The 22,879-nt window shown below is 59.0% G+C and carries 24 protein-coding genes; 10 read left to right on the top strand and 14 right to left on the bottom strand.

Annotated elements, in window-relative coordinates:
- The first annotated feature begins 119 nt into the window (after window positions 1-119).
- The 3 genes from C1N56_RS19590 to C1N56_RS19580 all read left to right on the top strand — a co-directional run bounded on the left by C1N56_RS19590 (window position 120) and on the right by C1N56_RS19580 (window position 3,684).
- Window positions 120-1,295, top strand: a complete 1,176-nt coding sequence (locus C1N56_RS19590) for an efflux RND transporter periplasmic adaptor subunit (protein WP_262258616.1) — start codon at window positions 120-122, stop codon at window positions 1,293-1,295.
- Window positions 1,292-3,229, top strand: coding sequence for a MacB family efflux pump subunit (locus C1N56_RS19585; protein ID WP_394517618.1), 1,938 nt, complete (start codon window positions 1,292-1,294; stop codon window positions 3,227-3,229). The genes C1N56_RS19590 and C1N56_RS19585 overlap by 4 nt, the downstream gene beginning before the upstream one ends.
- Before the next feature lie 176 nt (window positions 3,230-3,405).
- Entirely contained in the window at window positions 3,406-3,684 is a 279-nt protein-coding gene (locus C1N56_RS19580; RefSeq protein WP_104093379.1) for a hypothetical protein, read from the top strand.
- Between the two features lie 351 nt (window positions 3,685-4,035).
- Here the strand turns inward: C1N56_RS19580 and C1N56_RS19575 are convergent, their stop codons facing one another.
- The 5 genes from C1N56_RS19575 to C1N56_RS19555 form a co-directional block, all read right to left on the bottom strand.
- Window positions 4,036-4,251: a YdgH/BhsA/McbA-like domain containing protein gene (locus C1N56_RS19575; RefSeq protein ID WP_058770290.1), complete on the bottom strand. Its 216-nt coding sequence runs from the start codon at window positions 4,249-4,251 to the stop codon at window positions 4,036-4,038.
- A gap of 114 nt (window positions 4,252-4,365) precedes the next feature.
- A complete protein-coding gene (locus C1N56_RS19570; RefSeq protein WP_193752260.1) occupies window positions 4,366-4,524 on the bottom strand; it encodes a hypothetical protein in 159 nt (52 codons plus the stop codon).
- 141 nt (window positions 4,525-4,665) lie between these two features.
- The gene (locus tag C1N56_RS19565) at window positions 4,666-4,881 is read right to left on the bottom strand and encodes a YdgH/BhsA/McbA-like domain containing protein (protein ID WP_059009207.1); all 216 of its coding nucleotides are present in this window, start codon (window positions 4,879-4,881) and stop codon (window positions 4,666-4,668) included.
- 320 nt (window positions 4,882-5,201) lie between these two features.
- Entirely contained in the window at window positions 5,202-5,753 is a 552-nt protein-coding gene (locus tag C1N56_RS19560) for a C40 family peptidase (protein WP_021508972.1), read from the bottom strand.
- A 259-nt stretch (window positions 5,754-6,012) separates the two neighbouring features.
- Complete coding sequence (locus C1N56_RS19555) at window positions 6,013-7,530, bottom strand: MDR family MFS transporter (protein ID WP_125310834.1); 1,518 nt, start codon at window positions 7,528-7,530, stop codon at window positions 6,013-6,015.
- A gap of 78 nt (window positions 7,531-7,608) precedes the next feature.
- Between C1N56_RS19555 and C1N56_RS19550 the strand changes: the two genes are divergently transcribed.
- Window positions 7,609-8,271: a TetR/AcrR family transcriptional regulator gene (locus tag C1N56_RS19550; RefSeq protein WP_058781097.1), complete on the top strand. Its 663-nt coding sequence runs from the start codon at window positions 7,609-7,611 to the stop codon at window positions 8,269-8,271.
- Between the two features lies 1 nt (window position 8,272).
- Here the strand turns inward: C1N56_RS19550 and C1N56_RS19545 are convergent, their stop codons facing one another.
- The gene (locus C1N56_RS19545) at window positions 8,273-8,428 is read right to left on the bottom strand and encodes a hypothetical protein (RefSeq protein ID WP_021508969.1); all 156 of its coding nucleotides are present in this window, start codon (window positions 8,426-8,428) and stop codon (window positions 8,273-8,275) included.
- A gap of 183 nt (window positions 8,429-8,611) precedes the next feature.
- On the opposite strand from C1N56_RS19545, the gene C1N56_RS19540 reads away from it, so the two are divergent.
- Genes C1N56_RS19540 through C1N56_RS19525 form a run of 4 tightly spaced genes read left to right on the top strand, consistent with a single transcriptional unit; the run spans window position 8,612 to window position 11,613 of the window.
- Window positions 8,612-9,178 (top strand): peroxiredoxin, encoded by a 567-nt coding sequence (locus tag C1N56_RS19540; protein ID WP_125310836.1) that lies wholly within the window; start codon window positions 8,612-8,614, stop codon window positions 9,176-9,178.
- Window positions 9,179-9,192: 14 nt separating this feature from the next.
- Window positions 9,193-10,422, top strand: coding sequence for a protein-disulfide reductase DsbD family protein (locus tag C1N56_RS19535; RefSeq protein WP_394517616.1), 1,230 nt, complete (start codon window positions 9,193-9,195; stop codon window positions 10,420-10,422).
- A 17-nt stretch (window positions 10,423-10,439) separates the two neighbouring features.
- Window positions 10,440-10,991 carry a sigma-70 family RNA polymerase sigma factor gene (locus C1N56_RS19530; protein WP_394517614.1) on the top strand — a complete coding sequence of 184 codons (552 nt, stop codon included), beginning with the start codon at window positions 10,440-10,442 and terminating at the stop codon, window positions 10,989-10,991.
- Complete coding sequence (locus C1N56_RS19525) at window positions 10,984-11,613, top strand: NrsF family protein (RefSeq protein WP_152390927.1); 630 nt, start codon at window positions 10,984-10,986, stop codon at window positions 11,611-11,613. The genes C1N56_RS19530 and C1N56_RS19525 overlap by 8 nt, the downstream gene beginning before the upstream one ends.
- Before the next feature lie 21 nt (window positions 11,614-11,634).
- Here the strand turns inward: C1N56_RS19525 and C1N56_RS19520 are convergent, their stop codons facing one another.
- Window positions 11,635-12,699, bottom strand: a complete 1,065-nt coding sequence (locus C1N56_RS19520) for an SDR family oxidoreductase (RefSeq protein ID WP_336699178.1) — start codon at window positions 12,697-12,699, stop codon at window positions 11,635-11,637.
- A gap of 100 nt (window positions 12,700-12,799) precedes the next feature.
- On the opposite strand from C1N56_RS19520, the gene C1N56_RS19515 reads away from it, so the two are divergent.
- On the top strand, window positions 12,800-13,702 hold the full coding sequence (locus C1N56_RS19515; RefSeq protein ID WP_152390925.1) for a LysR family transcriptional regulator: 903 nt from the start codon (window positions 12,800-12,802) through the stop codon (window positions 13,700-13,702).
- Between the two features lie 7 nt (window positions 13,703-13,709).
- Here the strand turns inward: C1N56_RS19515 and C1N56_RS19510 are convergent, their stop codons facing one another.
- From C1N56_RS19510 to C1N56_RS19480, 7 genes are all read right to left on the bottom strand, one after another.
- Window positions 13,710-14,360 carry a methionine ABC transporter permease gene (locus C1N56_RS19510; protein WP_394517612.1) on the bottom strand — a complete coding sequence of 217 codons (651 nt, stop codon included), beginning with the start codon at window positions 14,358-14,360 and terminating at the stop codon, window positions 13,710-13,712.
- Entirely contained in the window at window positions 14,344-15,441 is a 1,098-nt protein-coding gene (locus C1N56_RS19505) for a methionine ABC transporter ATP-binding protein (RefSeq protein ID WP_394517610.1), read from the bottom strand. Before C1N56_RS19505 ends, C1N56_RS19510 begins: the two co-directional genes overlap by 17 nt.
- Window positions 15,442-15,443: 2 nt before the next feature.
- Window positions 15,444-16,244, bottom strand: a complete 801-nt coding sequence (locus C1N56_RS19500; RefSeq protein WP_152390923.1) for a MetQ/NlpA family ABC transporter substrate-binding protein — start codon at window positions 16,242-16,244, stop codon at window positions 15,444-15,446.
- A 20-nt stretch (window positions 16,245-16,264) separates the two neighbouring features.
- Window positions 16,265-17,626 carry an LLM class flavin-dependent oxidoreductase gene (locus C1N56_RS19495; protein WP_152390922.1) on the bottom strand — a complete coding sequence of 454 codons (1,362 nt, stop codon included), beginning with the start codon at window positions 17,624-17,626 and terminating at the stop codon, window positions 16,265-16,267.
- Complete coding sequence (locus C1N56_RS19490; RefSeq protein WP_394517609.1) at window positions 17,623-18,828, bottom strand: SfnB family sulfur acquisition oxidoreductase; 1,206 nt, start codon at window positions 18,826-18,828, stop codon at window positions 17,623-17,625. Before C1N56_RS19490 ends, C1N56_RS19495 begins: the two co-directional genes overlap by 4 nt.
- 6 nt (window positions 18,829-18,834) lie before the next feature.
- Window positions 18,835-20,040, bottom strand: coding sequence for an SfnB family sulfur acquisition oxidoreductase (locus C1N56_RS19485; protein ID WP_394517608.1), 1,206 nt, complete (start codon window positions 20,038-20,040; stop codon window positions 18,835-18,837).
- Between the two features lie 340 nt (window positions 20,041-20,380).
- The gene (locus C1N56_RS19480) at window positions 20,381-21,805 is read right to left on the bottom strand and encodes a hypothetical protein (RefSeq protein ID WP_394517607.1); all 1,425 of its coding nucleotides are present in this window, start codon (window positions 21,803-21,805) and stop codon (window positions 20,381-20,383) included.
- 184 nt (window positions 21,806-21,989) lie between these two features.
- Between C1N56_RS19480 and C1N56_RS19475 the strand changes: the two genes are divergently transcribed.
- Complete coding sequence (locus C1N56_RS19475) at window positions 21,990-22,877, top strand: alpha/beta hydrolase (protein WP_394517606.1); 888 nt, start codon at window positions 21,990-21,992, stop codon at window positions 22,875-22,877.
- The last annotated feature ends 2 nt before the right edge of the window (window positions 22,878-22,879 follow it).

The raw sequence follows: 22,879 nt of genomic DNA, 5'->3' as shown, positions 1-22,879 counted from the left end.
TAACCCATAAACTGCGCCAGGGATGGCGCACTCCCCTGCGGCTGACAAAATTCCGCAGAATTTTTCTCCAGTTTGTCCCGCTTAGTGATTATTATTCTCGCTAAATTTAAGGGACGATGATGCACACAATGACGAAAAAATGGCTGTTTGCCGCACTATCCGCGCTGGTGATTATTCTGGTTCTCTGGGCGTATTCGGCGTCACGCAGTAAACCCAATCCGCTGATGACCGCCGCGGTGCGCCAGGGCGACATCGAAAACGTGATTGCCGCCACCGGCAAAATGGACGCGATTGAGCGCGTTAACGTCGGTGCACAGGTCTCCGGTCAGGTGAAAAAGCTGTATATCAAAGCTGGCGACAACGTGCGCAAGGGCCAGCTGATCGCGGAGATCGATGATCAGCCGCAGCGCAGCGATCTGCGTAATGCACAGGCGGCGCTGAGCGTGGCGCAGGCGGATTTACAGACCCGTCAGGCTACGCTGGTACGCCAGCAGGCGCAGTTTCAGCGCCTGCAGCAGATGATTAAAACCAACGCCGTTTCCCGCCAGGATTTTGATACCGCCGCCGAAGCGTGGCGCATCGCCCAGGCAGAGCTGACGGCGCAGCAGGCGCGGGTGATTCAGGCGCAGATCGAAGTGGATAAAAAGCAACTCGATCTCGGCTACACGCGCATCATGGCACCAATTGACGGCACGGTGGTGGCGATCGTCACGAAGCAGGGCCAGACCGTAAACGCCGTGCAGAGCGCCCCGACCATCGCCAAACTGGCGCAGCTCGGCACCATGACCATCAAAGTGCAAATCTCCGAGGCGGACATTACCAATATTCAGCCCGGCCAGCAGGCGTGGTTTACCACCTTCGCCAACCCGGATAAACGTTACAACGCCACGCTGCGCAGCATCGAACTGGCTCCTGAGTCGGTGATGAAAGATGATGCGCTGATGGGCAACAGCGAAAGCAATACCGTGAGCAGCACGAACGCGGCGGTGTATTACAACGCCCTGCTTGATGTGCCGAACCCGGATAATGCGCTGCGCATCTCCATGACGGCGCAGGTTAATCTGCTGCGTGACCAGGCGAAAAACGCGCTGCTGGTGCCGGTGCAGGCCACGAAAAAGGCCAGCGATGGTCGTACTTACGTCGAAATCGCGGATCAAAATAATCAGCCAGAGAAGCGCTACATCACCACCGGCATCAGCGACAGCGTTGACATTCAGGTGCTGAGCGGGCTGCGCTTAGGGGAAAAAGTGATCCTTGCCACGCAGCAGCCGGGCGCGGACAAGGTGGTGATGTGAATATCATCGAACTGCACAACATTCAGCGCAGCTACGTCAATGGTTCGCAATCCCTGCAGGTGCTGAAAAACATTAATCTGCAGATTGCCAGCGGCGAAATGGTGGCGATCATCGGCCCCTCGGGCTCAGGCAAATCCACGCTGCTGAACATTCTAGGCTGCCTTGATGCGCCGGACAGCGGTGATTACCTGATTAGCGGCAAAAATACCGCCACGCTCTCGCCCGATGCGCTGGCGCAAGTGCGGCGCGAGCACATCGGCTTTATCTTTCAGCGCTATCACCTGATGCCGGATCTCAGCGCGCTGAGCAACGTTGAAATACCGGCGATTTACGCCAATTTATCCGGCACCGCACGCCGTCAGCGCGCCGCACAGCTGCTGGCGCGGCTCGGATTACAGGGGCGCGAACAGCATAAGCCGGGCGAGTTGTCGGGCGGCCAGCAGCAGCGTGTCAGTATTGCGCGTGCACTGATCAACGGTGCCGAAATTATCCTCGCCGATGAGCCCACCGGCGCGCTCGATTCGCACTCCGGTGAAGAAGTACTGCGCATCCTCAGCGAACTGAACCGCGAAGGTCACACGGTGATTATCGTTACCCACGATATGAAAGTGGCGCAGCACGCGGAACGCATCATTGAAATTCAGGACGGCGAGATTTTTGCCGACAGCGGCAGCGCTGCCACGGCCGCAAAAACGCGCTTTACGCCAGCGCCACGCAAGCGGCAAAGCCGATTCCGCGGTCTGCTTGACCGGCTGCGCGAATCATTGCGCATGGCGCTGAATGCCATGAACGCCCACCGCCTGCGCACCGCGCTGACTATGACCGGCATTATCTTTGGCATTGCCGCCGTCGTCACCGTGGTGGCGCTGGGCCAGGGCGCGCGGGAAAAAACGCTGGAGAGCATTTCCGGACTGGGTACCAATGTGGTTTCTATCTATGCCGGGGGCGATTATGTCGAGGACGATGCGCATCCGGTACAAACCCTGGTGATGGCCGATGCCGATGTGATTGCGCGCCAGCAGTTTGTCGCCGCCGTCAGTCCGGAGATCATCGCCACACAGCCCATTCGCTACCTGGCCAACGCCTCCAAAACTTCAGTTTCCGGCGTAGGCGTCGACTATTTTCGCATTCAGGGCATTAAGCTGGTGGAAGGCAGCAACTTCAGCGATGAGCGGCACGCGCGCCAGGAAGTCATTATTGATATCAACACACGCAATAAATTATTTGGCGAACAGGGCCCGAGCCCGATTGGCAAAATGATTGTGCTGGGATCGGTGCCGGTGCGGGTTATTGGCGTGGCCAACAATGAAGATGGGCTTTCGCCCAACCGTCTCAGCGTCTGGCTGCCGTGGAGCACGGTGATGTATCGCATCAGCGGTCAGACCGCGCTCACCAGCATAAGCATCAAACTTAAAGATGATGTGGTGAGCGGTGCGGCGGTGGAATCGCTCACCCAGCTGCTGACGGCGCGCCACGGCACCAAAGATTTCCTGATGTTCAACCGGGACAAGTATCGTAAAGCGATAGAAGGTGCGGCGGCCACGCTGACGCTGCTGATTTTACTGGTGGCTTCGATTGCGCTCATGATCGGCAGTATTGGCGTAATGAACATCATGCTGGTGTCGGTGACCGAACGCACCCACGAGATTGGTGTGCGCATGGCGGTGGGTGCGCGACGCGGCGACATTATGCAGCAATTTATGATTGAAGCCGTGCTGGTGTGCCTGGTGGGCGGATCGCTCGGCGTGGCGCTGTCTCTGGTGATAGGTCCGGTCATTTCACTACTGGCTGGCGGCGTGCTGACCGCCATTTACTCGTGGCAATCGGCTGGCGCAGCGTTTGCCTGCTCAACCATTATCGGCATGATATTTGGTTATCTGCCCGCGCGCAAAGCCGCACGAATGGATCCGGTCGCCGCGCTCGCCAGCGAATAAAATCAGCAACCGGACCGGCACATTATTCATGCTGGTCCGGCCATTTCAGGTCTAATCCGAAAGTCATTAAATCAATTAGCCCCGCAGGTCATCATCGGCGTAGACTGAATGCGTCTCTAATTTAGACACATCACCGATTATCTATTCGATGGTTATCACTCGCCCGAGAGTAAGTTATGTTAGAACCGCACTATTTTTATTTATGTCACGATCCGGACGCCGGCTGGGTATTGCATAAAAAAGGCTGTTACGTACTGGAATTTGAGGAAGAGAAGCGCTTTATCGGCTCTTTGTATACCGTGCATCAGGCGCTGACGGTAGCGCGTATCCACCATCCGCAAATAGCCTGTTGCCGCGACTGCCTGCTGGACAAAGGCCGGTCGAAAAGAACGCCGGTTAATAAAGAGAATAATCTGATTCCCTCTCGCCATTTTGACGACGACCAGAAAAAATAACGGTGCAGATTACGCAAACGTAATGTGTTTTGAAATGGTGAAATAAACTCACCCGCTTCGCGTTTATTTAGCCGCAACCGGATTCATTTCTGACAAAATAACCGACGTGTAAGTCGGGAAATCAACTCAGCGTTTATCGCCTGACGGTTTGATATTAAAGCAGTTATCCACAACTGACGTGCAAAGAGGCTGGCTTATCCTGTGGATAAACGCCTGGGCTCCGCCTGTTGCGCCCGCTGAGCAGGATTGGTCAAATTTCGAACGCCAGCCTGCTGCTTTTGTTCGTTTCAAGCCTTCCGGAAACAGCAAAGCCGCCCGAAGGCGGCCTTAACGCAGTGAACCAGTCTGAACTTAGTTATACAGTTCAGCCGTCATGTGCACGCGGTTGTTGGTGTTGGCTTCAGTAATTTTATACTGAGCGCCCTGCTCTTGCGCCTGCGCGGCGATTTTAGCTTCTGCACCGTCCAGTGTAGAGGAAGTCACGGTTACGCTCTGGGCAAAGCTGGCAGCTGACATCAGTGAAAGAGCGGCAACAGCGGCGATTGACATAGCTTTAATGGTTTTCATGGTCTTATTCCTTAATGGTTGTGTCTGAAGGCTGTGTGCCTTCGATGGAACTAATAATAACTAAGGTTACTATACTGCAATTGATAATTAGTGCGGTTATCGTGATCGTGCTAATTATTTATGGTCGCCCGGTTGCGCCAGCTCAGCGCGCACCGTCGCGATAAATTGCGGCCAGTGGGCAAAACGAATCACCGGAACGTGAGCATGGCGTTGCGTGCGTAATGCATCTGCAAAAGCCAGCGCCTGCCGGTTGATATCCACGTTGTTCAGCATATTGCGTTCTCCTGCCAGACAGTCTGCGCTGCAAATTCAGCAATATCGCCAGAATGATTGATACGCTGCGAGCCTGACTGCACGACAAAAAAGGCCGCCCGTCAGGCGACCCGTTCTGGCACATCCCTGTGCAACCATCCGTTATTTGTAAAGTTCGGCGGTCATATGCACCAGGTTGTTGGTGCTGGCTTCCAGAATTTTATATTGCGCACCCTGCTGCTGAGCCTGAGCGGCAATTTTCGCTTCGGCACCATCCAGTGTGGTGGAGGTGGCTGAAACGGTTTGCGCGAAGCTGGCAGCAGACATCAGGGAAAGCGCGGCGGCGGCGGCAATGGTCAGTGTTTTGATAGCTTTCATGGTCATATTCCTTAGCGTTTGATGAGAAGGCGCTGCGCCTTCGATGGAGATAATAATAACCATGATTACTATTACAAAATTGATAATTAGTGCGAATACTATGATCGCACTAATTGTTAACGCTTGATATTTAAATTATTTATTTATAATCAACAGGTTGAATGTATTTCGATGCCCATAAAGCGGCACAGAGCGTTAAAGCAGCCATCATGTTGAAGGCGAATTATCACTGAAACAGGAGACGATTGATTGACGGTGGGATGGGTCTGAGCACGGGCGCGAAAACCTCGCGCCGCGGCTTTGTGGAGGGATGTCTGACTTCAGACTTTATTTTTATAATTGAAACTGATCTGCGAATTTTGCTCGCGCGGGAGTCTTCTGGCTTCTAAATATACCGATTTCCAGTACGGATTATTCAGTGACGAGCGCATCACGCCCTGGCTGACTGATGCGTGCAGGAACTGGCGATCGGTGTCGTAAAAGCCGACGTGCAGTTCATGCTTAATGCGGAAGAACACTAGGTCGCCAGGCTGTAAATGCGCCTGATCGACCGGCTTACCCATGGCGATCAATTCACGCGTTGTGACGCGATCCATGGGAATATTGAAACGATCTTTTAAGGTGCGCCAGACAAATCCGGAACAGTCAACGCCGGATAATTGCGTTCCGCCCCACTGATATTTGGTGCCTTCCCACGAATGCATTTGATCGTGCAAAGCGGCTATTACCGGAATTAAATCGGGCTGTTTACCACCGTCCTGCGAGGTATCAACACTTTCCTGCTCCGGTGCTGGCGAGGAGTGAGACGAGCAGCCAGCCAGGGTTAATAACATCAGGCAGGCAATCAGGTTGCGGGCCGCAGTAGCAATCATAGGGTGACGTTTCACAGTGGATAACAGGGATAGCAGATTTATACCGTAAAGAAGTTGCAGAAATAAAGCGTCTCCGCCCGAATTCTCGCTGTCTTCACTATTTTTACCTAAGTTTACAGAAAGGTAACGCTATGTATTTAGGATAAAAATCTATATCTTTTGCTGCTTTGCGCCGACAGCGCATATTTATCCGGCAAATTGCGTTTAAATTTTATTCCGCAGCCTGACCGACGGACCTGCTGCGAAATAACCGGAAAGCTTATTTGCGCACGTTATCGCGCAGCGGCGACTCCGGCAGCAGCAGCGAAAGTATAAACGCCAGCAGCATAACGCCGGCGGCCATCTGAAATGCGGCATGCACTGCATCGCTGAACACCAGCAAATAAGCCTGACGCAGCGCTGCAGGCAAATGGTTCACGGCGACCGGATCCAGCGAAGGCGGCAGCACATTACCCTGCTCTATCAGTCGGGTCGCTCCGGATTTCAGCACGTGACTGAACACAGCGCCAAACAGCGCAACGCCGATCGAACCGCCCACCGAGCGAAACAGCGTAACCGATGAGGTCGCTACGCCGATGCGATCGGGCGTCACCGCATTTTGCACCGCCAGCACCAGCACCTGCATAGTCATGCCCATTCCCATGCCGAGCACGCTGGAGAACACATAAATGTGCCAGAGCGGCGCATCCAGCGTCAGCGTGGTCATCAGCGCCATCCCGGTTGTGGCCAGTAGCGTCCCGGCGATGGGGAACAAACGGTATTTCCCGCTGCGGCTAATCATGCGACCACTAATGATCGAGGTGACCAGCAGCCCGCCCATCAGCGGTAACAGCTGTAGTCCGGCCTCGGTGGGCGTGGCGTTTTTTACCACCTGCAGATAAAGCGGCAAAAACGTCACGCTGCCAAACAGCGCCATGCCGATAATAAACGCCATCAGACTGGCGAGGGAAAAACTGCGATTGCGGAACAGATCGAGTGGAATGATCGGTTCCCATGCGCGTCGCTCCTCATAAATAAACCCCAACACGCCAACCAGCCCCATGGCCAGAATGCACCATAGCTGGGGATCTGACCATTCGCGCAGCGTGCCGCCTTCACTGGTAAACAGCGTCACGCCCACCAGCGCCAGGCTGAGAAACACCGCACCCGGATAATCGATTTCATGGGGTTTGCGTCGGCTATCCGCTTTAAACACCGCATTAATGATCAGCAGAGCCAGCAGGCCGAGCGGCAGATTAATGTAGAAAATCCAGCGCCAGGACATGTGCTGCACGATAAAACCGCCCAGCAGCGGCCCAATCACCGTCGCCAGACCAAACACGCCGCCAAACAGGCCCTGGTACCGGCCGCGATCGGCGGGCGGAATGACATCCGCGACCGCCGCCATGCTCACCACCATCAATCCGCCGCCGCCCAGTCCCTGCAGCGCGCGGGTAAAAATCAGCTGCGGCATGTTTTGCGCCAGCCCGCACAGCGCCGAGCCCAGCAAAAACAGCACCACCGAGATTTGCAGCACCGTTCGGCGGCCAAACAGATCGCCAAATTTGCCGTACAGCGGCACAACCAGGGTTGAGGCCAGCATGTAAGCAGTGACGATCCACGACAGGCGATCCAGCCCGCCCAGTTCGCCGACGATAGTCGGCAGCGCGGTCGAGACGATGGTCTGATCAAGCGCGGACAGCAGCATCACCAGCATCAGCGCGCCCATCAGCAGGCGAATGGAAGGCGGGCGGGTTGCCCCGCTGTCGCGCTGCGATGTGATAGATTGAGGTTTCATAACGACACCGTTTGAAATTAATTAAATGCACAATTAATATTAACCAAAGTCTGACACGAAACCCGTGAGTACGTAAAGATGACCGCACAAAAAGTGATGGAGAGCGAGACAACGCCTTCTGATAAACCCCGCCGGCCGGGCCGTCCACGCGGCGGCGCAATCAATGCCCAGCAGCGCGAGCATCTGCTCGACATTACGCTCACGCTGTATGCGCAAAACGGCATCGCGGAAACCTCGCTCAACGCCATAGCCCGTAAAGCCGGCGTCAGCCCTGCCATGCTGAATTACTATTTTCAGTCGCGCGAGTCACTGCTGGATACCGTGGTCGCGGAACGTTTTGTGCCGTTACGGCAACGGCTGGAAGCGCATTTTGTCGAAGAGAGTAATGACCCTGTCGCTGCGATCAGCGGATTTATTAAAGAGTTTGCGGATATCGTGCTGAGTCATGACTGGTTCGCACCGCTGTGGCTGCAGGAAGTCGCCAGTGGTCAGGGGCTGGGCGGCACGCTGAAACAGCGTCACGGTCATGCCGGACGCGAACGGATTCGCGCGTTGCTGATTCAGTGGCAGCAGCAGGGATTACTGAATAACCAGCTGAATGTCGATGTGCTGATGACCTCAATTCTCAGCATGGTACTGGTGCCCTTTACCCGCTTTGCCCACGAGCCGGGCTTTGATACCGAAATGATTCTGCAGCACACCCTGAGCATGGTGTGCCACGGTATACAGCCGCGCAACTGAGTCAGGCGTCGTCGCCGTGGGTCAGCGTCTCTAACTGCTGCCAGAAATCTTCCGGCACCGGCTGCACCCGGGGAGGCGGCTCGGCAATGTGCTGTTCAAGGGAGGCCAGCAGCTGCTGGGTTTCACTGTTCTGTTTATCGCAAGACGTTGAAGACATATCTAAAACCTAAAAAAACATCAGGCGATTATTGTAAGGATTTCACGCAAAGAATAAATAAACGAGACGGGAAAAAGGGATCTGCCCTGCTTTTTTTTGCCCTTCGCGCAACTTTTTACCGACTGCGGCGAACTGTCTGGCTGAACACCCCTAACCGGACCTCTTTCACCGCAGGAGCAGATCATGACAACTATCAGGCATCTCATCGCTACTCTCACCCTCGGCACCACGCTGAGCCTCGCCGCCTTCGCTGCTGGCGCGGCGCTGCCCGTCGGGGCCAAAGCACCTGACTTTGAACTTCAGGGCGCGCTGGCCGGTAAGCCGCTCACTTTCTCGCTGCAGCAGGCGCTGCAAAAAGGGCCGGTGGTGCTCTACTTCTTCCCGGCGGCCTTCAGCGCGGGTTGTACCATCGAGGCGCACGACTTCGCCGAAGCCACGGATGATTTCAAAAAAATGGGCGCCACGGTGATTGGCGTCACTGCCGGTAACACCGAGCAGATCAGCGATTTTTCTAAGCTGGAGTGCCGTGACAAATTCGCCGTGGCTGCCGATCCGGGCGCCAAAGTGGCCGCCGAATATAAAACGCTGATGCAGATAAAAGGCAAAACGCTGTCTGACCGCACCTCTTATGTGATTGCCCCCAACGGCAATATTCTGCTGAGCTATACCGACAGAAACCCGGATACCCACATCGAAAAAGCGCTGGCGGCGGTGAAAGAGTATGACGCTGCGCATCCGCAAGCGCAGTAAGTGAGAGGCCAGCCATGTTAACCGCGATGCTGGCCGCCTTTTTGGGCGGCATCATCCTCAACCTCATGCCGTGCGTCTTTCCGGTGATTTCGCTGAAAGCGCTTGGCCTGCTGCGCCATCAAAGCCAGGCTGCCAGCGCGCGCCGTGAAGGCCTCGGATTCCTGCTCGGCGTGCTGGTGACCATGATGGCGCTGGCTGGCATTCTGCTGGCCGCACGCGCGGGTGGCGCCGCGGTCGGCTGGGGCTTTCAGCTGCAGTCACCGCTGATGATCGCCCTGCTGTCGCTGGTGATTCTCGCTGCCGCGCTTAACCTGCTTGGCGTCTTTGAGGTGGGGCTGACGGTGCAGCGCGTCGGGGCCATCGACATTCAGCGCGGCGCTTTTTTGCGTTCCGCGCTGACCGGTGCACTGGCGATCATCGTAGCCACACCCTGCGCCGCGCCCTTTATGGCCAGCGCCATCGGCTACGCGCTGGTGCAGCCCCCTGCGGTTGCGCTGGTCATTTTCTTTGCGCTGGCGCTCGGCTTTGCCGCGCCGTTTACCCTGCTGTCGCTGTTCCCACCGCTGGCGCGATTTTTACCGCGTCCTGGCGTCTGGATGGATATCCTTAAGCGCGGGCTGGCCTTTCCCATGCTCGGTGCCTGGGCCTGGCTGGTGTGGATTCTGGCCCAGCAGGCGGGCAGCAGCGCGCTGGCTGTTGTGCTGGCCGCCTCGGTGGTGCTGGCGTTTGCCGGCTGGCTGTATGGCATGGCGCAGCAGCGCCGCTTTGCCGGAAAAGGGCACAAAGCGCTGTTCAGCGTCACGGCGATATTGCTGATTGCGGTGATCGCGCCGCTGCCGGGGCTGATCAAGCCAGGCGCGGCGCTGCAAGGCGATATACAGGCGCAGGTCAGCAAACAGACGTGGACGCCGCAGGCGGTGGCCGCTCAGCGCGGGCATGGCAAACCGATTTTTGTCGATTTTACCGCATCATGGTGCATCACCTGTCAGGTGAACGAGAAGACCTCGCTGTCGACCCAGGCGGTGAAAACCGCACTGGCGAAAACCGGTACGCTGTACATGGTGGCAGACTCGACTAAATTTAACCCGGACGTTGATGACGTGATGAGTGAGTTCGGTCAGGGCGGTTTACCGATGTACCTGGTGTATCCGGCTGATGGCGGACCACCGAAAGTGCTGCCGCAGGTGCTGACACCCGGCATCGTAGTGGATGCGTTAAACCAGGCGGCAGCGAAAAAGACGTAACGGCAACAAGGCAGCGTATGCACACAGGCGATAGCGCACGTGAAAACTGGCCCGAACTTATGGAACGCGCGCAGGCCGGGGATCAGTGTGCCTATACCCGGCTGCTGCGGGCGCTGGTGCCGGTGATACGCGCGCAGGTGCGGCGCAGGCTGAGCGATGAAGCCTTAACGGAAGATGTGATTCAGGATGTGCTGCTCACGCTGCATCGCGTGCGCCATACCTACGATCCCGCTTACCCTTTTCTGCCCTGGCTGACGGCGATAGTCTCGGCGCGCGCGATTGATGCCCTGCGCCGCCGCGGCCGCCAGCAGCACTGCGCGCTTGACGACGCCCAGGCTGCCGATCCCGCCAGCACGGCAGAACAGCAGCAGCTGGACACCCGGCAGGAGCTGGCGGGCTATCTCAGCCAGCTGCCGCTGCGTCAGCGTGAAATCGTTGAACATGTTCATTTGCATGAAATGAGCCTGAACGAGGCGGCGGCACACCATAATATGAGCGTGTCGGCGGTGAAATCGCTGCTGCACCGCGCGCTCATCAATCTGCGCCGCTTTGGAGCAAACCATGACTGACCATCATTTGCTGATTGAAAAACTGGGGCGCGATCTGCGCCCGGTGAAACGCCCGCCGGCGACCGGAAAACGCGTGCTGGGCTGGCTGGCGCTGGCGCTACCGGCCGGCATCGCGGCCAGTTTGCTGGTGCCGCGCACCCTGACCGACTGGTCGCAGGCCGGCGCGATGCAGGCCGCGCTGCAACTGATGCTGGCGTTTATCCTCGGGCTGCTGGCGATGCGCAGCGCCTTTGAACTCAGCATTGCCGGCCGGCGCGGCATCAGCGCAAAGCTGTTGTTGCCGCCGGGCCTGCTGTGGCTGGGATTGAGCGCCGGCAGTCTGCTACAGACGGCCACGCCGCTGCAGCAGCACGACACGCTGCCGTGCTTTGTTTTCCTGCTGGTGGTGAGTCTGCCGATGCTGCTGCTGACCATCATCAGTCTGCGCCGGACGCGAACACTCTATCCGGCCCGCAGTCTGGCCATGGCGGGCCTGGGCGTCGCCTGCATGGCGGTAAGCCTGCTGGCGTTCTGTCATCCGGTGCACCTGCATGCGCTGGATTTGCTGCAGCACCTGGCGGCCATCGTGAGCATCATCGTGCTGACCGTATTGCTTGGCCGGCGCTGGGTGCAGATCGCCTGACAACGCCGGCCAGTAACGCTATCAGGGAATGATGCGCTCCGCACGCAGCCGGTCGAACAGCTGGGTGAAGGAATCCAGCGTGGCGCGATAGCCGGTAAAGCCGGCTTTACGGCTCTTGCTCATATCGGTAAACGCCTCCATCGGCCGTCCCAAATCCGCATCGGTGTGCCACCACGACGCCAGTTTATCGATGTCTGCTTCACGCAGCTGATAGCGCGCAGCGATCTCACGCCAGGCCGCAGCGGCTTCCTGCATGCGTCCTTCCAGCGGCATCATCTGCACCGGATAGTCTGCAGCTTCAATACCGAAATAGTCTGCCAGACGCGGCCACAGCCAGTTCCAGCGGAACACATCGCCGTTCACCGCGTTGAAATCCTGATTGGCAGCCCCTTCAGCACGGGTCGCCCACAGCAGCTGTTCCGCCAGTAAACCGGCTTCGGTAACATCGGCCAGACCGTTCCACTGCTGCGGCGAGCCGGGAAAGATGAACGGCCAGCCTTTTTCACGGCACAGCGTGGCGTAAACGGCCAGCGTCTGCCCCATGTTCATGGCGTTACCCAATGCATAACCGATGATGGTGTGCGGACGGTGCACGCTCCAGCTGTAGCCATATTGCTCTGCGCCGGCAAACACTTCGTCTTCCTGCGCATAGTAAAAGTTATCGACCGGCTGACGGCCCTGCTCTTCGCGGAACGGCGTCACCGGCACCGCACCTTTGCCATATGCTTCGAACGGACCAAGATAGTGCTTCAGCCCGGTCACCAGTGCCACATGCGCGCCGTTCAGCCGCTCGCCGAGCGCGGCAATGACGTTATGCACCATGCCGCCGTTAACGCGAATGTTCTCTTTTTCATTCGCCTGGCGTGACCAGACGCTAAAGAACAGCGCATCCGGTTTTTCCTGCGCCAGCGCATTGCGCACCGCTTCTGCATCGGTCAGATCGGCCGTCAGACTGCGGCAGCCTTCCGGAATGGCACCGCGTCCGCGCGACAAACCGGTTACCTGCCAGCCCTCGCTTTGCAGCCTTTCCGCCAGCGCACGACCGATAACCCCGCTGATCCCCACGATTAACGCCTGTTTTTGCATGTCGAATCTCCTCTGTTGCAGTTATCCTTAGCGTAATAGAGAATTAAATTCTTAGCCGTGGCATTAATTCACATCATTCCTGAACTGGATTCATTAATACATGCACGATCAGCGTCTGAAAGACATCGTTCCTTTTGTCGCCAGTGTCGAATGCGGCAGTTTTGCCGCTGCCGCTGAGCGCCTGCACCTGACCGGTTCCGCCATCAGTAAAAGCGTGACGCGGCTGGAAGCGCGGCTCGGCTCACGCCTGCTGGAGCGCACCACCCGCAGCCTGACGCTCACCGACGCCGGCAGCGCCTATTACCAGACCTGCCTGCGCATTATGGAGGAGCTGGCGGAAGCCGAAGCAGTGCTGGCGGCGCAGCGCACCATTCCTTCCGGGCGATTGCGGCTGGCGGTGCCCAATACCTATGGCCGCCTCGGCGTCATGCCGCTGCTGATTCCGTTCTGTCAGCAGCATCCGGATGTGGAACTCAGCCTGACCTTCTCGGATCGCTTTATTGATCTGTTTGATGAGGGCATTGATGTCGCGGTGCGCATCGGCGGTTCGCCGGATCTGCCCGCCTCGCTCGGCTGCCGGGCGATGGGCCGCGAGCGTATGGTGTTTTGCGCCGCGCCGGACTATCTGGCGCGCGCAGGCAGACCAACCAGCGAGAGCGAGTTGCTACAGCATCGGGCGATTCTGTACGAGCGCGTTGACGGCAGCACCAAGCCGTGGCTGTTCACCACGGAGGATGGACATCCGCACTGGCGTCAGGTGCCGTCTCGCATGGCGCTGGGCGACGTGGATGCACAAATGCAGGCGCTGTGCGCTGGCCTCGGGGTGGCGCAGATGCCGTCATGGCTGGTGCGTGACGCGCTGGCGAGCGGCGCGCTGGAAGTGATTGTGCCGCAGCAGCAGCCGGACGGTCTGCCGCTGTCGGTGATTTGGCCGCGGCGCAAACAGCTGCTGCCGAAGGTCGACGCGTTGCTGGCGGCGCTTGACGGCCTGCAGATCAGGTAAAACGCCTTTAGCGATGGTTCAGCCGGCGCGACAGCCGGTCGCCACACAGCTGCAGCAGCGTGACCAGTGCCACCAGCACCACGATCACCGTGAGCATGACCTGCATATCGAAACGCTGGTAGCCGTAACGATAAGCCAGATCGCCCAGCCCGCCGGCGCCAATCGCACCGGCCATCGCCGAGGCATTAATCATCGTCACCAGCGTAATGGTAAAACCGCTAACGATGCCAGGCCGCGCTTCCGGCAGCAGCACGTGCCAGACAATATGCCAGCGCTGAAAGCCCATCGCCTGCGCCGCTTCCGTCAGCCCTTTATCCACTTCACGCAGGCTCACCTCCGCGATGCGGGCAAAAAACGGCGTCGCCGCCAGCGTCAGCGGCACCACGGCCGCCCAGACGCCGTAGGTGGTGCCGACAAGCCAGCGGGTAAACGGGATCAGCGCCACCATCAGAATCAAAAATGGAATCGAGCGGAACAGGTTCACCAGCCAGCCCAGCAGCCGGTTGAGCAGCGGATTGGGGAACAGATCGCCGCGCCCGGTCACCACCAGAATCACCGCCATCGGTAAACCGATCAGCAGTGCCAGCAACGACGACACGCCGACCATCAGCAGCGTATCCAGCAACCCCTGCCATAAACGATCAATAGCCAGTGACATAACCTGCAACCTCCAGTTGGTCCGCCAGCGGATGAAGCGCGGTAAGGGCTGCCGGCGCGTCGTGCCGGGCATCCAGCAGCAGCAACAGCTGGCCGGTGGGTTTGCGATCGACCCATTCAACCGCGCTATACAGTAGCGTCAGCTCGCCGCTGACCTGTGCGCTGATCGCCGCCAGATCCGGCTGCGCGCCCTGCCCGCTGTAGCGCAGCCGCAGCAGCAAACGCGAGTCCACGTCCTGACGTTGCGGCGTCAGCAGCGGCTGGATGGCCTCCGGCAGCGCGCCGAATTGCGGATTAAGCAACTGCCGCGTCGTCTCATGCTGCGGATCGCTGTACACCTGCCACACCGGACCGCGCTCAATGATTTCACCCTGATCGATCACCGCCACCTGGTGACACAGGTCGTGCACCACGTCCATCTCATGGGTGATCAGCACAATAGTGATATGACGCTGCTGATTGATTTTTTTCAGCAGCGCGAGAATGGCGCGCGTGGTTTCCGGATCCAGCGCCGAGGTTGCCTCGTCGCACAGCAGCAGTTCCGGATCGTGCACCAGCGCGCGCGCAATGCCGACGCGCTGCTTCTGCCCGCCGGAGAGTTGCGCCGGCCAGGCATGCTGGCGCGCTTCCAGCCCAACCAGCGCCAGCAGCTCATCCACTTTTTGCCGCCGTTGCGCCGCCGGTATGCCAGCCACCTTCATCGGCAGCTCAATGTTTTGCCGCACCGTTTTAGCGGACAGTAAATTGAAGTGCTGGAAAATCATGCCGGTGCGGCGCCGCCACTGCACCAGCTGGCTGGCACTCAGTGAACTGAGATCAATACCGTCAATCACCACCGCACCCTGCGTCGGATTTTCCAGCCGGTTCAGACAGCGGATCAGCGTCGATTTGCCCGCACCGCTGCGGCCAATGATGCCAAAAATCTCGCCGCGTTTAACCTGCAGGTCGATGTGCTTCAGCGCATCCTGCGACTGGCCGTCATAGCGTTTGCTCAGCCCGCGGATCTGCACATGCGCACGACCCGCCACCGGTGTCGTGGTGTGCAGCGCCGCCTGCTCGCCAGGAAGAGTCAGGCTGACCATGATTACTGGCTCCAGCCCGGCTGATACAGCTTGCCGTAGAACTCATCCAGCTTCGCGCGCACCACCGGCGAGTGCTGATAGATATCAACAAACTTTTTGAGACGCGGATCGTCCTGATGTCCGTCGCGAATCACGAACTGAATCACATATTCCGGATGCTCAAGGCCATCAAATAACAGGGCCTTATTGGGGTCGATGCTCTTAGACAAACGCAGATAGTGCGGATATCCCTGCGCCAGGTCGACCTCATCCAGCGAGCGCGACAACTGCACTGCTTCCACTTCGATGATTTTCAGGTGTTTGGGATTGCTGGCGATATCATCCACGGTGGATTTCAGCCCGCTGCCCGGTTTTAACGTAATCAGCTGCGCTTTTTGCAACAGCAGCAATCCGCGCGCACCGTTAATCGGGTCATTGGCAATCGCCACCGTGCCGCCGTCCGGAATCTGATCGATTGCCGTGTGCTTCTTCGAATAGAGTCCGATGTTATTGATGATGGCGGGCGCATACGGCACCAGATGGAAACCGCCCTCGCGGTTGGCATTGTCAAGAAACGGCTTGTGCTGGAACAGGTTGACGTCAATGTCGCCATTTTCCACACTCACGTTCGGCGCAGTCCAGTCGGTGAACTCCACCAGCTCCACCTGCAGTCCCTGCTTTTTCGCTTCAGCCACGGCGGTTTCCAGCGGCGGCGCGAAGGCCGCCGTGGTACCGACTTTGAGGGCGCCGCTGTAGTCACCGGCGGCAAACGCGCTGGCGGTTAATATTGCGGCGCTCAGCGCCACTAATGAGGCAAATTTCATCCTGACTCCCTGAGGTTAATTTAACGAACGTCAGCCACAGGCCGCCAGCGCGCGGCCGGGTGGCGCGCGGGCAGACGATCCTGCTGCTGAAAAATTTTTTGCCGGAGCGATCCCGGCTGATAGGCGGTTTTAAAGCGGCCGCGCTGCTGAAGTTCCGGCACCACAAGCTCAATAAAATCGCGGTAGCTTTGCGGATTCAGGATGCGCGTCAGATTGAAGCCGTCGATGTCACCTTCATCAATCCAGCGGATCAACTGGTCGGCGACCTGGGACGGGTTGCCGACAATCACCGGGTAGCGGCTGCCAAGCGCGTGCTGCTCCAGCAGCTGGCGACGCGTCCAGCCGTTATAGGCTTTGCTCACCGATTCAATGGCGCGCGTGTCGCCGCTGTGAATCGGTTCATCGAGGCCAAACGCAGCGAGATCGACGCCAATTGAGCTGGAGAAGTGCGCAATGCCGGCTTCAGCACTGGCGTATTCCAGATAGCTGCGGTGCTTCTCCTGCGCTTCGCGTTCGCTGGCAGCGACGATCACGCTGACGCCCATAAAGATGCGTAAGTCGTCCGCCTGACGACCCGCCGCCACCGCCGCGTGGCGCAGACGCTGCGCCTGCTCGCGCAGCGCCGCCGGCGAGCTGGCATTCACGAAACTGCACTCGGCGTGCCGCGCAGCAAACGCCACGCCGCGCGCGGATGATCCTGCCTGGAACAGCAGCGGCGTGCGCTGCGGCGAAGGGCTGCTCAGGTGATAGCCCTGCACCTGATAAAATTCACCCTGATGATTGATCGCGTGAATCTTCTGCGCGTCGGCATACAGCCGGCGCTGTTTGTCGGCCAGCAACGCATCGTCCTGCCAGCTGCCTTCCCACAGCTGATAAGTGACATCAAGAAACTCATCGGCCTGGTCGTAGCGCCGATCGTGCGCCAGCAGTTGCTGCTGCCCCATGGCGCGCGCCGCGCTGTCGAGATAGCCGGTCACGATGTTCCAGCCGATGCGGCCATTGGTCAGATGGTCGAGCGTCGACAGGCGGCGGGCAAAAGGATAAGGGGCTTCGTAGCTCAGATTGGCGGTCACGCCAAAGCCCAGGTGCTGCGTCACGCTGGCCATGCCGGAAATCAGCATCAGCGGATCGTTCACCGGCAGCTGAATGGACTCGCGCGCCGTCAGGCCGATACCCTGCTGATACACATCGTAAACGCCGAGAATATCGGCAATGAACAGTCCGTCGAACAGGCCGCGCTCCAGCAGACGCGCTAAATCCAGCCAGTACGCCAGTGAATTGAACTCCACTGAGCGGTCCTGCGGATGGGTCCACATGCCATGGTGAATATGCCCCACGCAGTTCATGTTAAAAGCATTGAGCAGAATCTGTTTGCGGCTCATAGCGTTCCCCGTCGCGGTGGCAGCACGCCGTTAAGCAGATAGTTGCCGATGACCGGATATTTCCAGCGTACCGGGTCATGCAGCGTGTGGGTACGCGCGTTGCGCCAGTGGCGATCGAGGTTGTGCTCGCGCAGGCTGGCGCGCGATCCGCCCAGCTCAAACAACAGATTGCCGGCTTCCAGCGCCACCTCAGTGGTCCAGGCACGCGCTTTCGCCACTTCAACCGATGCCAGCGCGACGTGTTCAGCGCTCGGGTTGCGTTGGGCGACATCGACCGCCTCCCCGGCGACATCCAGCAACGCATCACCGGCGCTGAGTCGTGCGGCGAGCCGCCCGGTGCGATCCAGCGTCAGCGGATCGTCACAGGCTCGCTCGACGCCGCTGTCCGGCCACGGCCGCGCGCGCTGCTGCACAAAAGCCAGCATGTCGTTGAAGGCCGCGCGGGCAATGCCCTGGTCGATAGCCGCATGCATAATCTGGGCAAACGGTCCGACGGTGGTCGGCCGCTCAAACGCGCTGTGAAACGGCACCACATCGTCCGGCGCGATCGCCACATCACGAAACTGCACGCTGCCGCTGCCGGTGGTGCGCTGGCCGAAACCGCTCCAGTCATCAATCACCGTCACGCCCGGCTGATGGCGCGGCACAAACACCAGCTGTTCTTTGCCGTCATCGGCGATGGCCAGCGTCGGGATGCGGTCGGCAAACAGCGCCCCGGTGCAGTAAAATTTGTCGCCGTTGAGGCGCAGCCCGCTGGCGGTCTGATTGAAGGCGGTGGTGCGCTGATGCGCCGCCGCGGAGGCGAACTCCGCCAGCGCGTTGCCATAGTGAACGCCCGCCAGCACTTCGTTGTACAGCCGCTGCTGCTGGGCATCGCTGCCGTTAACGCGCAGCACTTCCAGCGCGTAGAAGTGGTTTTGTGGCACCTGACCGATCGATGCATCGGCAGCGCTGAGCATGACAAAAATCTGCGCCAGTTCTGCGCTGGAAATCTCAATACCGCCCCACGCACGCGGCACGGTAATGGCGCCCAGGCCGGACTGGAAATAGTGCTGAAGTTCAGCATGTGGCAGCTCACGCTGCCGATCGCGCTGCGCTGCGCCGCTGCGAAAGCGTCCAGCCAGCTCCTCTGCCACCTGCAGGGCCTGCTGCGCACTGCGGATGCGTGCTGCCGGCTGTTTAGCGAAAACCTGCGTCATCATCGCTCCTTAAATCCACGCATGACGCGCGGGCAGAACATCATTGAGGTAATAGTTGCCGATGGCGTGCGTTTTCCAGCGCACCGGATCGTGCAGCGTATGGGTGCGCGCGTTGCGCCAGTGGCGATCCAGCCCGTGTTTCAGCAATGTGCCGCGGCTGCCGCTCCACTCCAGCAGCTTTTCGCTGGCTTTCAGCGCAATTTCAGTGGTCAGCACTTTGGCTTCTGCAACCGCGATGGAGGCGCGCGCGCAGTGCGCAGCGGTAAGCGCGTGCGGGTCAATGCTGTCCAGTACGCGCGCCGCCCGCATCAGCAGCGCGTTGGCGGCGCTCAGTTCGGTGCTGATACGCCCGACATCGGCGAGAATGTAAGGATCGTCTGCGTTGCGGCTCACGCCCGCGTCCACCCACGGACGCGAGCTGCTGTGAATAAACGCCAGCGCCTCATCCAGCGCGCCCTGGGCGATCCCGGCGTCAATCGCGGCCTGGATCAGCTGCGATACGGCACCGCGCAGCGTTGGCTTATCGGGCGACGGTAGCGCGATGGTCAAACCGGCATCGACCGCCACCTGCTGGAGCTTCACCGTGCCGCTGGCGGTGGTGCGCTGACCGATACCCGACCAGTCATCGATAATCTCCACCCCTGCCGCCGGCAGCGGAATGAACGCCATCACCGGCTGGCCCTCCTGCTGCGCGGTGGTCACCAGAATGTCGGCAAACAGTGCACCGGTTGAATAGAACTTTTCACCGCTGAGCCGTAACCCCTCCGGGCCTGACACCAGCTGCGCCTGCACATCACGCGAGTGCTTGCTGTTCTTTTCCGGACCGCCGTTGCCAAGCCGCTGGCCCTGTACCACCGCGCTGAGCAGGCGCTGCTGCTGTTCCGCGCTGCCTTCCCCCAGGATGAACTGAATCAGCCCGAAGTGGTTTTGCGGAATCTGGCCAAGCGACGGATCGCTGGCGGAGATCAGGCGGAACACCTCCGCCACGGTAGCAAAAGACAAACCGCCGCCGCCAAACTGGCGCGGCACGCTGATACTGCCCAGCCCCAGCTGGGTGAACTGATCGAGCAGTTCACGCGGATAGATACGCTGTTGGTCGCGTTCGGCTGCCCCGGCTTTCGCCTGTTCCGCCAGATGGCGGGCGGCGTCGATTGCCGCCGCGTCAGACGTGATCACCGCCGCGCGCTGAAGTTGTTGAGCCCTGAATTGCGTCATCGCTGGATTCACTTTTTATTTTGCTGTGATTCACAGGCTCATTCTGCCAGGGCAGAGAGCCGTAACTTAATAACAGATTGAGCGCGATGATAATCAGCGGGAATAACAGCGGTAAAGAGCGCGGTTATGCTATATCCGGCAAACGGCATGCAGAAAGAGAATAAAGAATTTATCAGGGATAAGAAGGCGTTAGCGGGCGCGGAGATGCAGGGTTATTACGCTGAGTGACACGGGCGAATTATCTTAAGTATTAATTCCGCTATCGATAGTGATAAATGACATTATTGTTTTATTGCGCCATGGGCTGGCGCAATAAAGTGGGCATTACGTTATCCTGGTATTACGCCTGCGCCAGATACATCGCCGGGGAATAGTGGCGCGTCGATTCACTCTTCTCACTGTGCGGTGTGCTGGTACTGTCGATCAGCTTCGCCAGCTGATAAGTCTTCACCGTTTCCTGCTGCGTCAGCTGCCGGGCGAAACGGGCGGTGAGATTGCCCTGCGCATCCTGCGTCACCTCAGTGGTGCTGCGCGTTTCATCGTGAATCTGGTGGTAGTGATAGTTTTGTGACTCTTTGGTTTCATTGAGCGCCAGCGGCGAACTGGCGTTCAGCGCGGTATGAAAACTGGCGTTCAGCTTAAACAGGGTTTCCTGCGTCATGCGCTGCGTATCGCCGTTCTTCTGCTGGCTGCTGCGCTGCGCCACATCCAGAGCGAAGGTATCTTCTTCTTCCGGCTTCAGCGGATTGCTGGAGCGCGCCGTCTGGTGATAGCTGGCCGAGAAATCTGCCAGGCCGCTGATCGCACCGGCCTGCGCCGCATGCGCGCCTACGGTGATCGCCTGCGGGGTGCGCATCGCCACGCCGGCCGCCGCGCTGGTGCTGTTTAAGCTCTCGAAACCCTGCTTAAACAGTGCCAGCGCCGCGCGATCGCCGTGACCGCGCGAAGCGGCCTGATCAAATTTCGCGCTCCACTGCGCCAGGGCGCTCTGCTGCTGACCGGCGTTGCTGGCCTGCGCCAGGCTGCGCATGTCCGTCGTCAGTTTGAAACTGGCGTCAGCATTATGGAAACCCAGCCAGCGTGAACCCGGGTCGGCATGCAGATTCAGCGACTGCATCACTTCGCCGCTGCGACGCAGGTCGGTTTTCAGATCAACGCTGGCCAGCTGGTTACTGTCAAAACTGAGCAGGTCACCGACATCCAGTTTACCGTTGCCGTTATCCAGCCCGCTCAGGGTTTTCTCCAGCGCGCCGGAAAGTTTGGCAATTGCCGCAGCTTCGTCATCGTTCAGCTTACCGTGAGTGGTTTTCAGCGCCACCGCTACGCCATCCTGCTGCCGCGTCATCTGCAGGGTGAGGCTAACGCCGGACTGAGTGGTAATCTCCAGCGCCACCGCGCTCTGCGTGTCAGTTTGCGCGCCGCCGCTGGCCGGTACGCTGATGGTGACATCGTCACGCTGCTGCGTCAGTGCGCTCAGCAACGCGCTGCCAATGCCGTTCATGCTGACGCCCGTGCTGCGCAGCGCACCCATCGCCTGCGTCTGCATATCAGGCGAAAGAGGCGTGCTGGCGGTGACGCGCGCCGGCGTCATTTGGTACACCGCAGAGATGGCGTCGGTGGCTTCGCTAAAGGTGACTTTCGCTGAGGCGTCTGCCGTCAGACTATTTTGCCGGGTCGCATTGCTTGCCGTGCTGCTGGTTACGCGTGCGCTGGCGCTGCTGAGATGGAGCGGTGAGAAACTACCCGGTCCGATACCGTTAATCATCCTGACTATCCTCGCTGGTATTATACCGCTACGTTATCGGCGATCCTGACGAAATCTTTACACTTCCGCACGGCGCGTGACGGTGCAAAATGGTTGTTGAAATTAATAATCATTATCACTAATCTGTCTGGCGCTTTCGCTGTGACACGGAAGTAATTGACTCGCCAGCTAGTAAGGAAGCGCCATGATTTATCGCTTTATCATTCCGCTGTTCACCCTGCTGAGCCTGCTGCTCGGCCCCGCTGTCGGTTTCGCCCGGCCTGATATGACGCCGCTCGGACCCAACATTGCCGACAAAGGCTCTGCCTGGTATCGCTTCACTGTTAACACGTTTGATTCCGCTGACGGCCAGCGCCACTACAAGGTGTGGACGGCGGTGCCACGTAAACCGGCACCGGCCAACGGTTACGCGGTGCTGTATATGCTGGATGGCAACGCGGTGATGAACCATCTCAGCGAAGCGCTGTTGCAGAAGCTGGCAGCAGGCAACCCGCCGGTGCTGGTGGCGGTAGGCTATCAGACCCCGCTGCCGTTCGATCTCGCTGCGCGCACGCTGGATTACACCCCGCCGCAGCAGGTGCAGGATCGTCGCGGTCGGCCAGCCGGCGGCAGTGCCGCATTCCGCCAGCTGCTGGAACAGACTATCGCGCCGCGTGCCGAACAGCATCTGCCGATCAATGCGCAGCAGCGTGCGCTGTGGGGCCACTCTTACGGTGGGCTGTTTGTGCTGGACAGCTATTTGACCTCCGGATTTTTCCAGCGCTATTTTGCCGCCAGTCCTTCCCTGCGCGGCGACGCAACGCTGTTGCAGCAGATGGCGGCGGTGACGCCCGCATCGTTTAAGCAGAAGCAGCTGGTGCTGATGGAAGGCAACGGCGAATCCCGTCCCGGCGTCAGCGATGTGCTGAGCCGGATTCGCACCACCCTCGACGGCATGCAGGAGAACGGCCTGGCGGCTCGCTTCCAGCTGTTTCCCGGGCTCAGTCACGGCCAGATGTTTCCGGCCTCGCTGGAAAGCGCGCTGTCGGCCATGGCGAAAGACGGTGCGCCGTCACGCGCACCGGATGAGTGAAA

It is taken from the genome of Pantoea sp. SGAir0175, assembly GCF_043547855.1.
Note: the sequence above shows the minus strand (reverse complement) of the source record. Positions and strands in the feature narration are given on the sequence as shown.

Bases quoted from the DNA above. Each gene is read 5' to 3' on its own strand.
- C1N56_RS19590 (WP_262258616.1), top strand. From the start codon at position 120: ATGCACACAATGACGAAAAAATGGCTGTTTGCCGCACTATCCGCGCTG.
- C1N56_RS19580 (WP_104093379.1), top strand. From the start codon at position 3,406: ATGTTAGAACCGCACTATTTTTATTTATGTCACGATCCGGACGCCGGC.
- C1N56_RS19575 (WP_058770290.1), bottom strand. From the start codon at position 4,251: ATGAAAACCATTAAAGCTATGTCAATCGCCGCTGTTGCCGCTCTTTCA.
- C1N56_RS19570 (WP_193752260.1), bottom strand. From the start codon at position 4,524: ATGCTGAACAACGTGGATATCAACCGGCAGGCGCTGGCTTTTGCAGAT.
- C1N56_RS19565 (WP_059009207.1), bottom strand. From the start codon at position 4,881: ATGAAAGCTATCAAAACACTGACCATTGCCGCCGCCGCCGCGCTTTCC.
- C1N56_RS19560 (WP_021508972.1), bottom strand. From the start codon at position 5,753: ATGATTGCTACTGCGGCCCGCAACCTGATTGCCTGCCTGATGTTATTA.
- C1N56_RS19555 (WP_125310834.1), bottom strand. From the start codon at position 7,530: ATGAAACCTCAATCTATCACATCGCAGCGCGACAGCGGGGCAACCCGC.
- C1N56_RS19550 (WP_058781097.1), top strand. From the start codon at position 7,609: ATGACCGCACAAAAAGTGATGGAGAGCGAGACAACGCCTTCTGATAAA.
- C1N56_RS19545 (WP_021508969.1), bottom strand. From the start codon at position 8,428: ATGTCTTCAACGTCTTGCGATAAACAGAACAGTGAAACCCAGCAGCTG.
- C1N56_RS19540 (WP_125310836.1), top strand. From the start codon at position 8,612: ATGACAACTATCAGGCATCTCATCGCTACTCTCACCCTCGGCACCACG.
- C1N56_RS19535 (WP_394517616.1), top strand. From the start codon at position 9,193: ATGTTAACCGCGATGCTGGCCGCCTTTTTGGGCGGCATCATCCTCAAC.
- C1N56_RS19530 (WP_394517614.1), top strand. From the start codon at position 10,440: ATGCACACAGGCGATAGCGCACGTGAAAACTGGCCCGAACTTATGGAA.
- C1N56_RS19525 (WP_152390927.1), top strand. From the start codon at position 10,984: ATGACTGACCATCATTTGCTGATTGAAAAACTGGGGCGCGATCTGCGC.
- C1N56_RS19520 (WP_336699178.1), bottom strand. From the start codon at position 12,699: ATGCAAAAACAGGCGTTAATCGTGGGGATCAGCGGGGTTATCGGTCGT.
- C1N56_RS19515 (WP_152390925.1), top strand. From the start codon at position 12,800: ATGCACGATCAGCGTCTGAAAGACATCGTTCCTTTTGTCGCCAGTGTC.
- C1N56_RS19510 (WP_394517612.1), bottom strand. From the start codon at position 14,360: ATGTCACTGGCTATTGATCGTTTATGGCAGGGGTTGCTGGATACGCTG.
- C1N56_RS19505 (WP_394517610.1), bottom strand. From the start codon at position 15,441: ATGGTCAGCCTGACTCTTCCTGGCGAGCAGGCGGCGCTGCACACCACG.
- C1N56_RS19500 (WP_152390923.1), bottom strand. From the start codon at position 16,244: ATGAAATTTGCCTCATTAGTGGCGCTGAGCGCCGCAATATTAACCGCC.
- C1N56_RS19495 (WP_152390922.1), bottom strand. From the start codon at position 17,626: ATGAGCCGCAAACAGATTCTGCTCAATGCTTTTAACATGAACTGCGTG.
- C1N56_RS19490 (WP_394517609.1), bottom strand. From the start codon at position 18,828: ATGATGACGCAGGTTTTCGCTAAACAGCCGGCAGCACGCATCCGCAGT.
- C1N56_RS19485 (WP_394517608.1), bottom strand. From the start codon at position 20,040: ATGACGCAATTCAGGGCTCAACAACTTCAGCGCGCGGCGGTGATCACG.
- C1N56_RS19480 (WP_394517607.1), bottom strand. From the start codon at position 21,805: ATGATTAACGGTATCGGACCGGGTAGTTTCTCACCGCTCCATCTCAGC.
- C1N56_RS19475 (WP_394517606.1), top strand. From the start codon at position 21,990: ATGATTTATCGCTTTATCATTCCGCTGTTCACCCTGCTGAGCCTGCTG.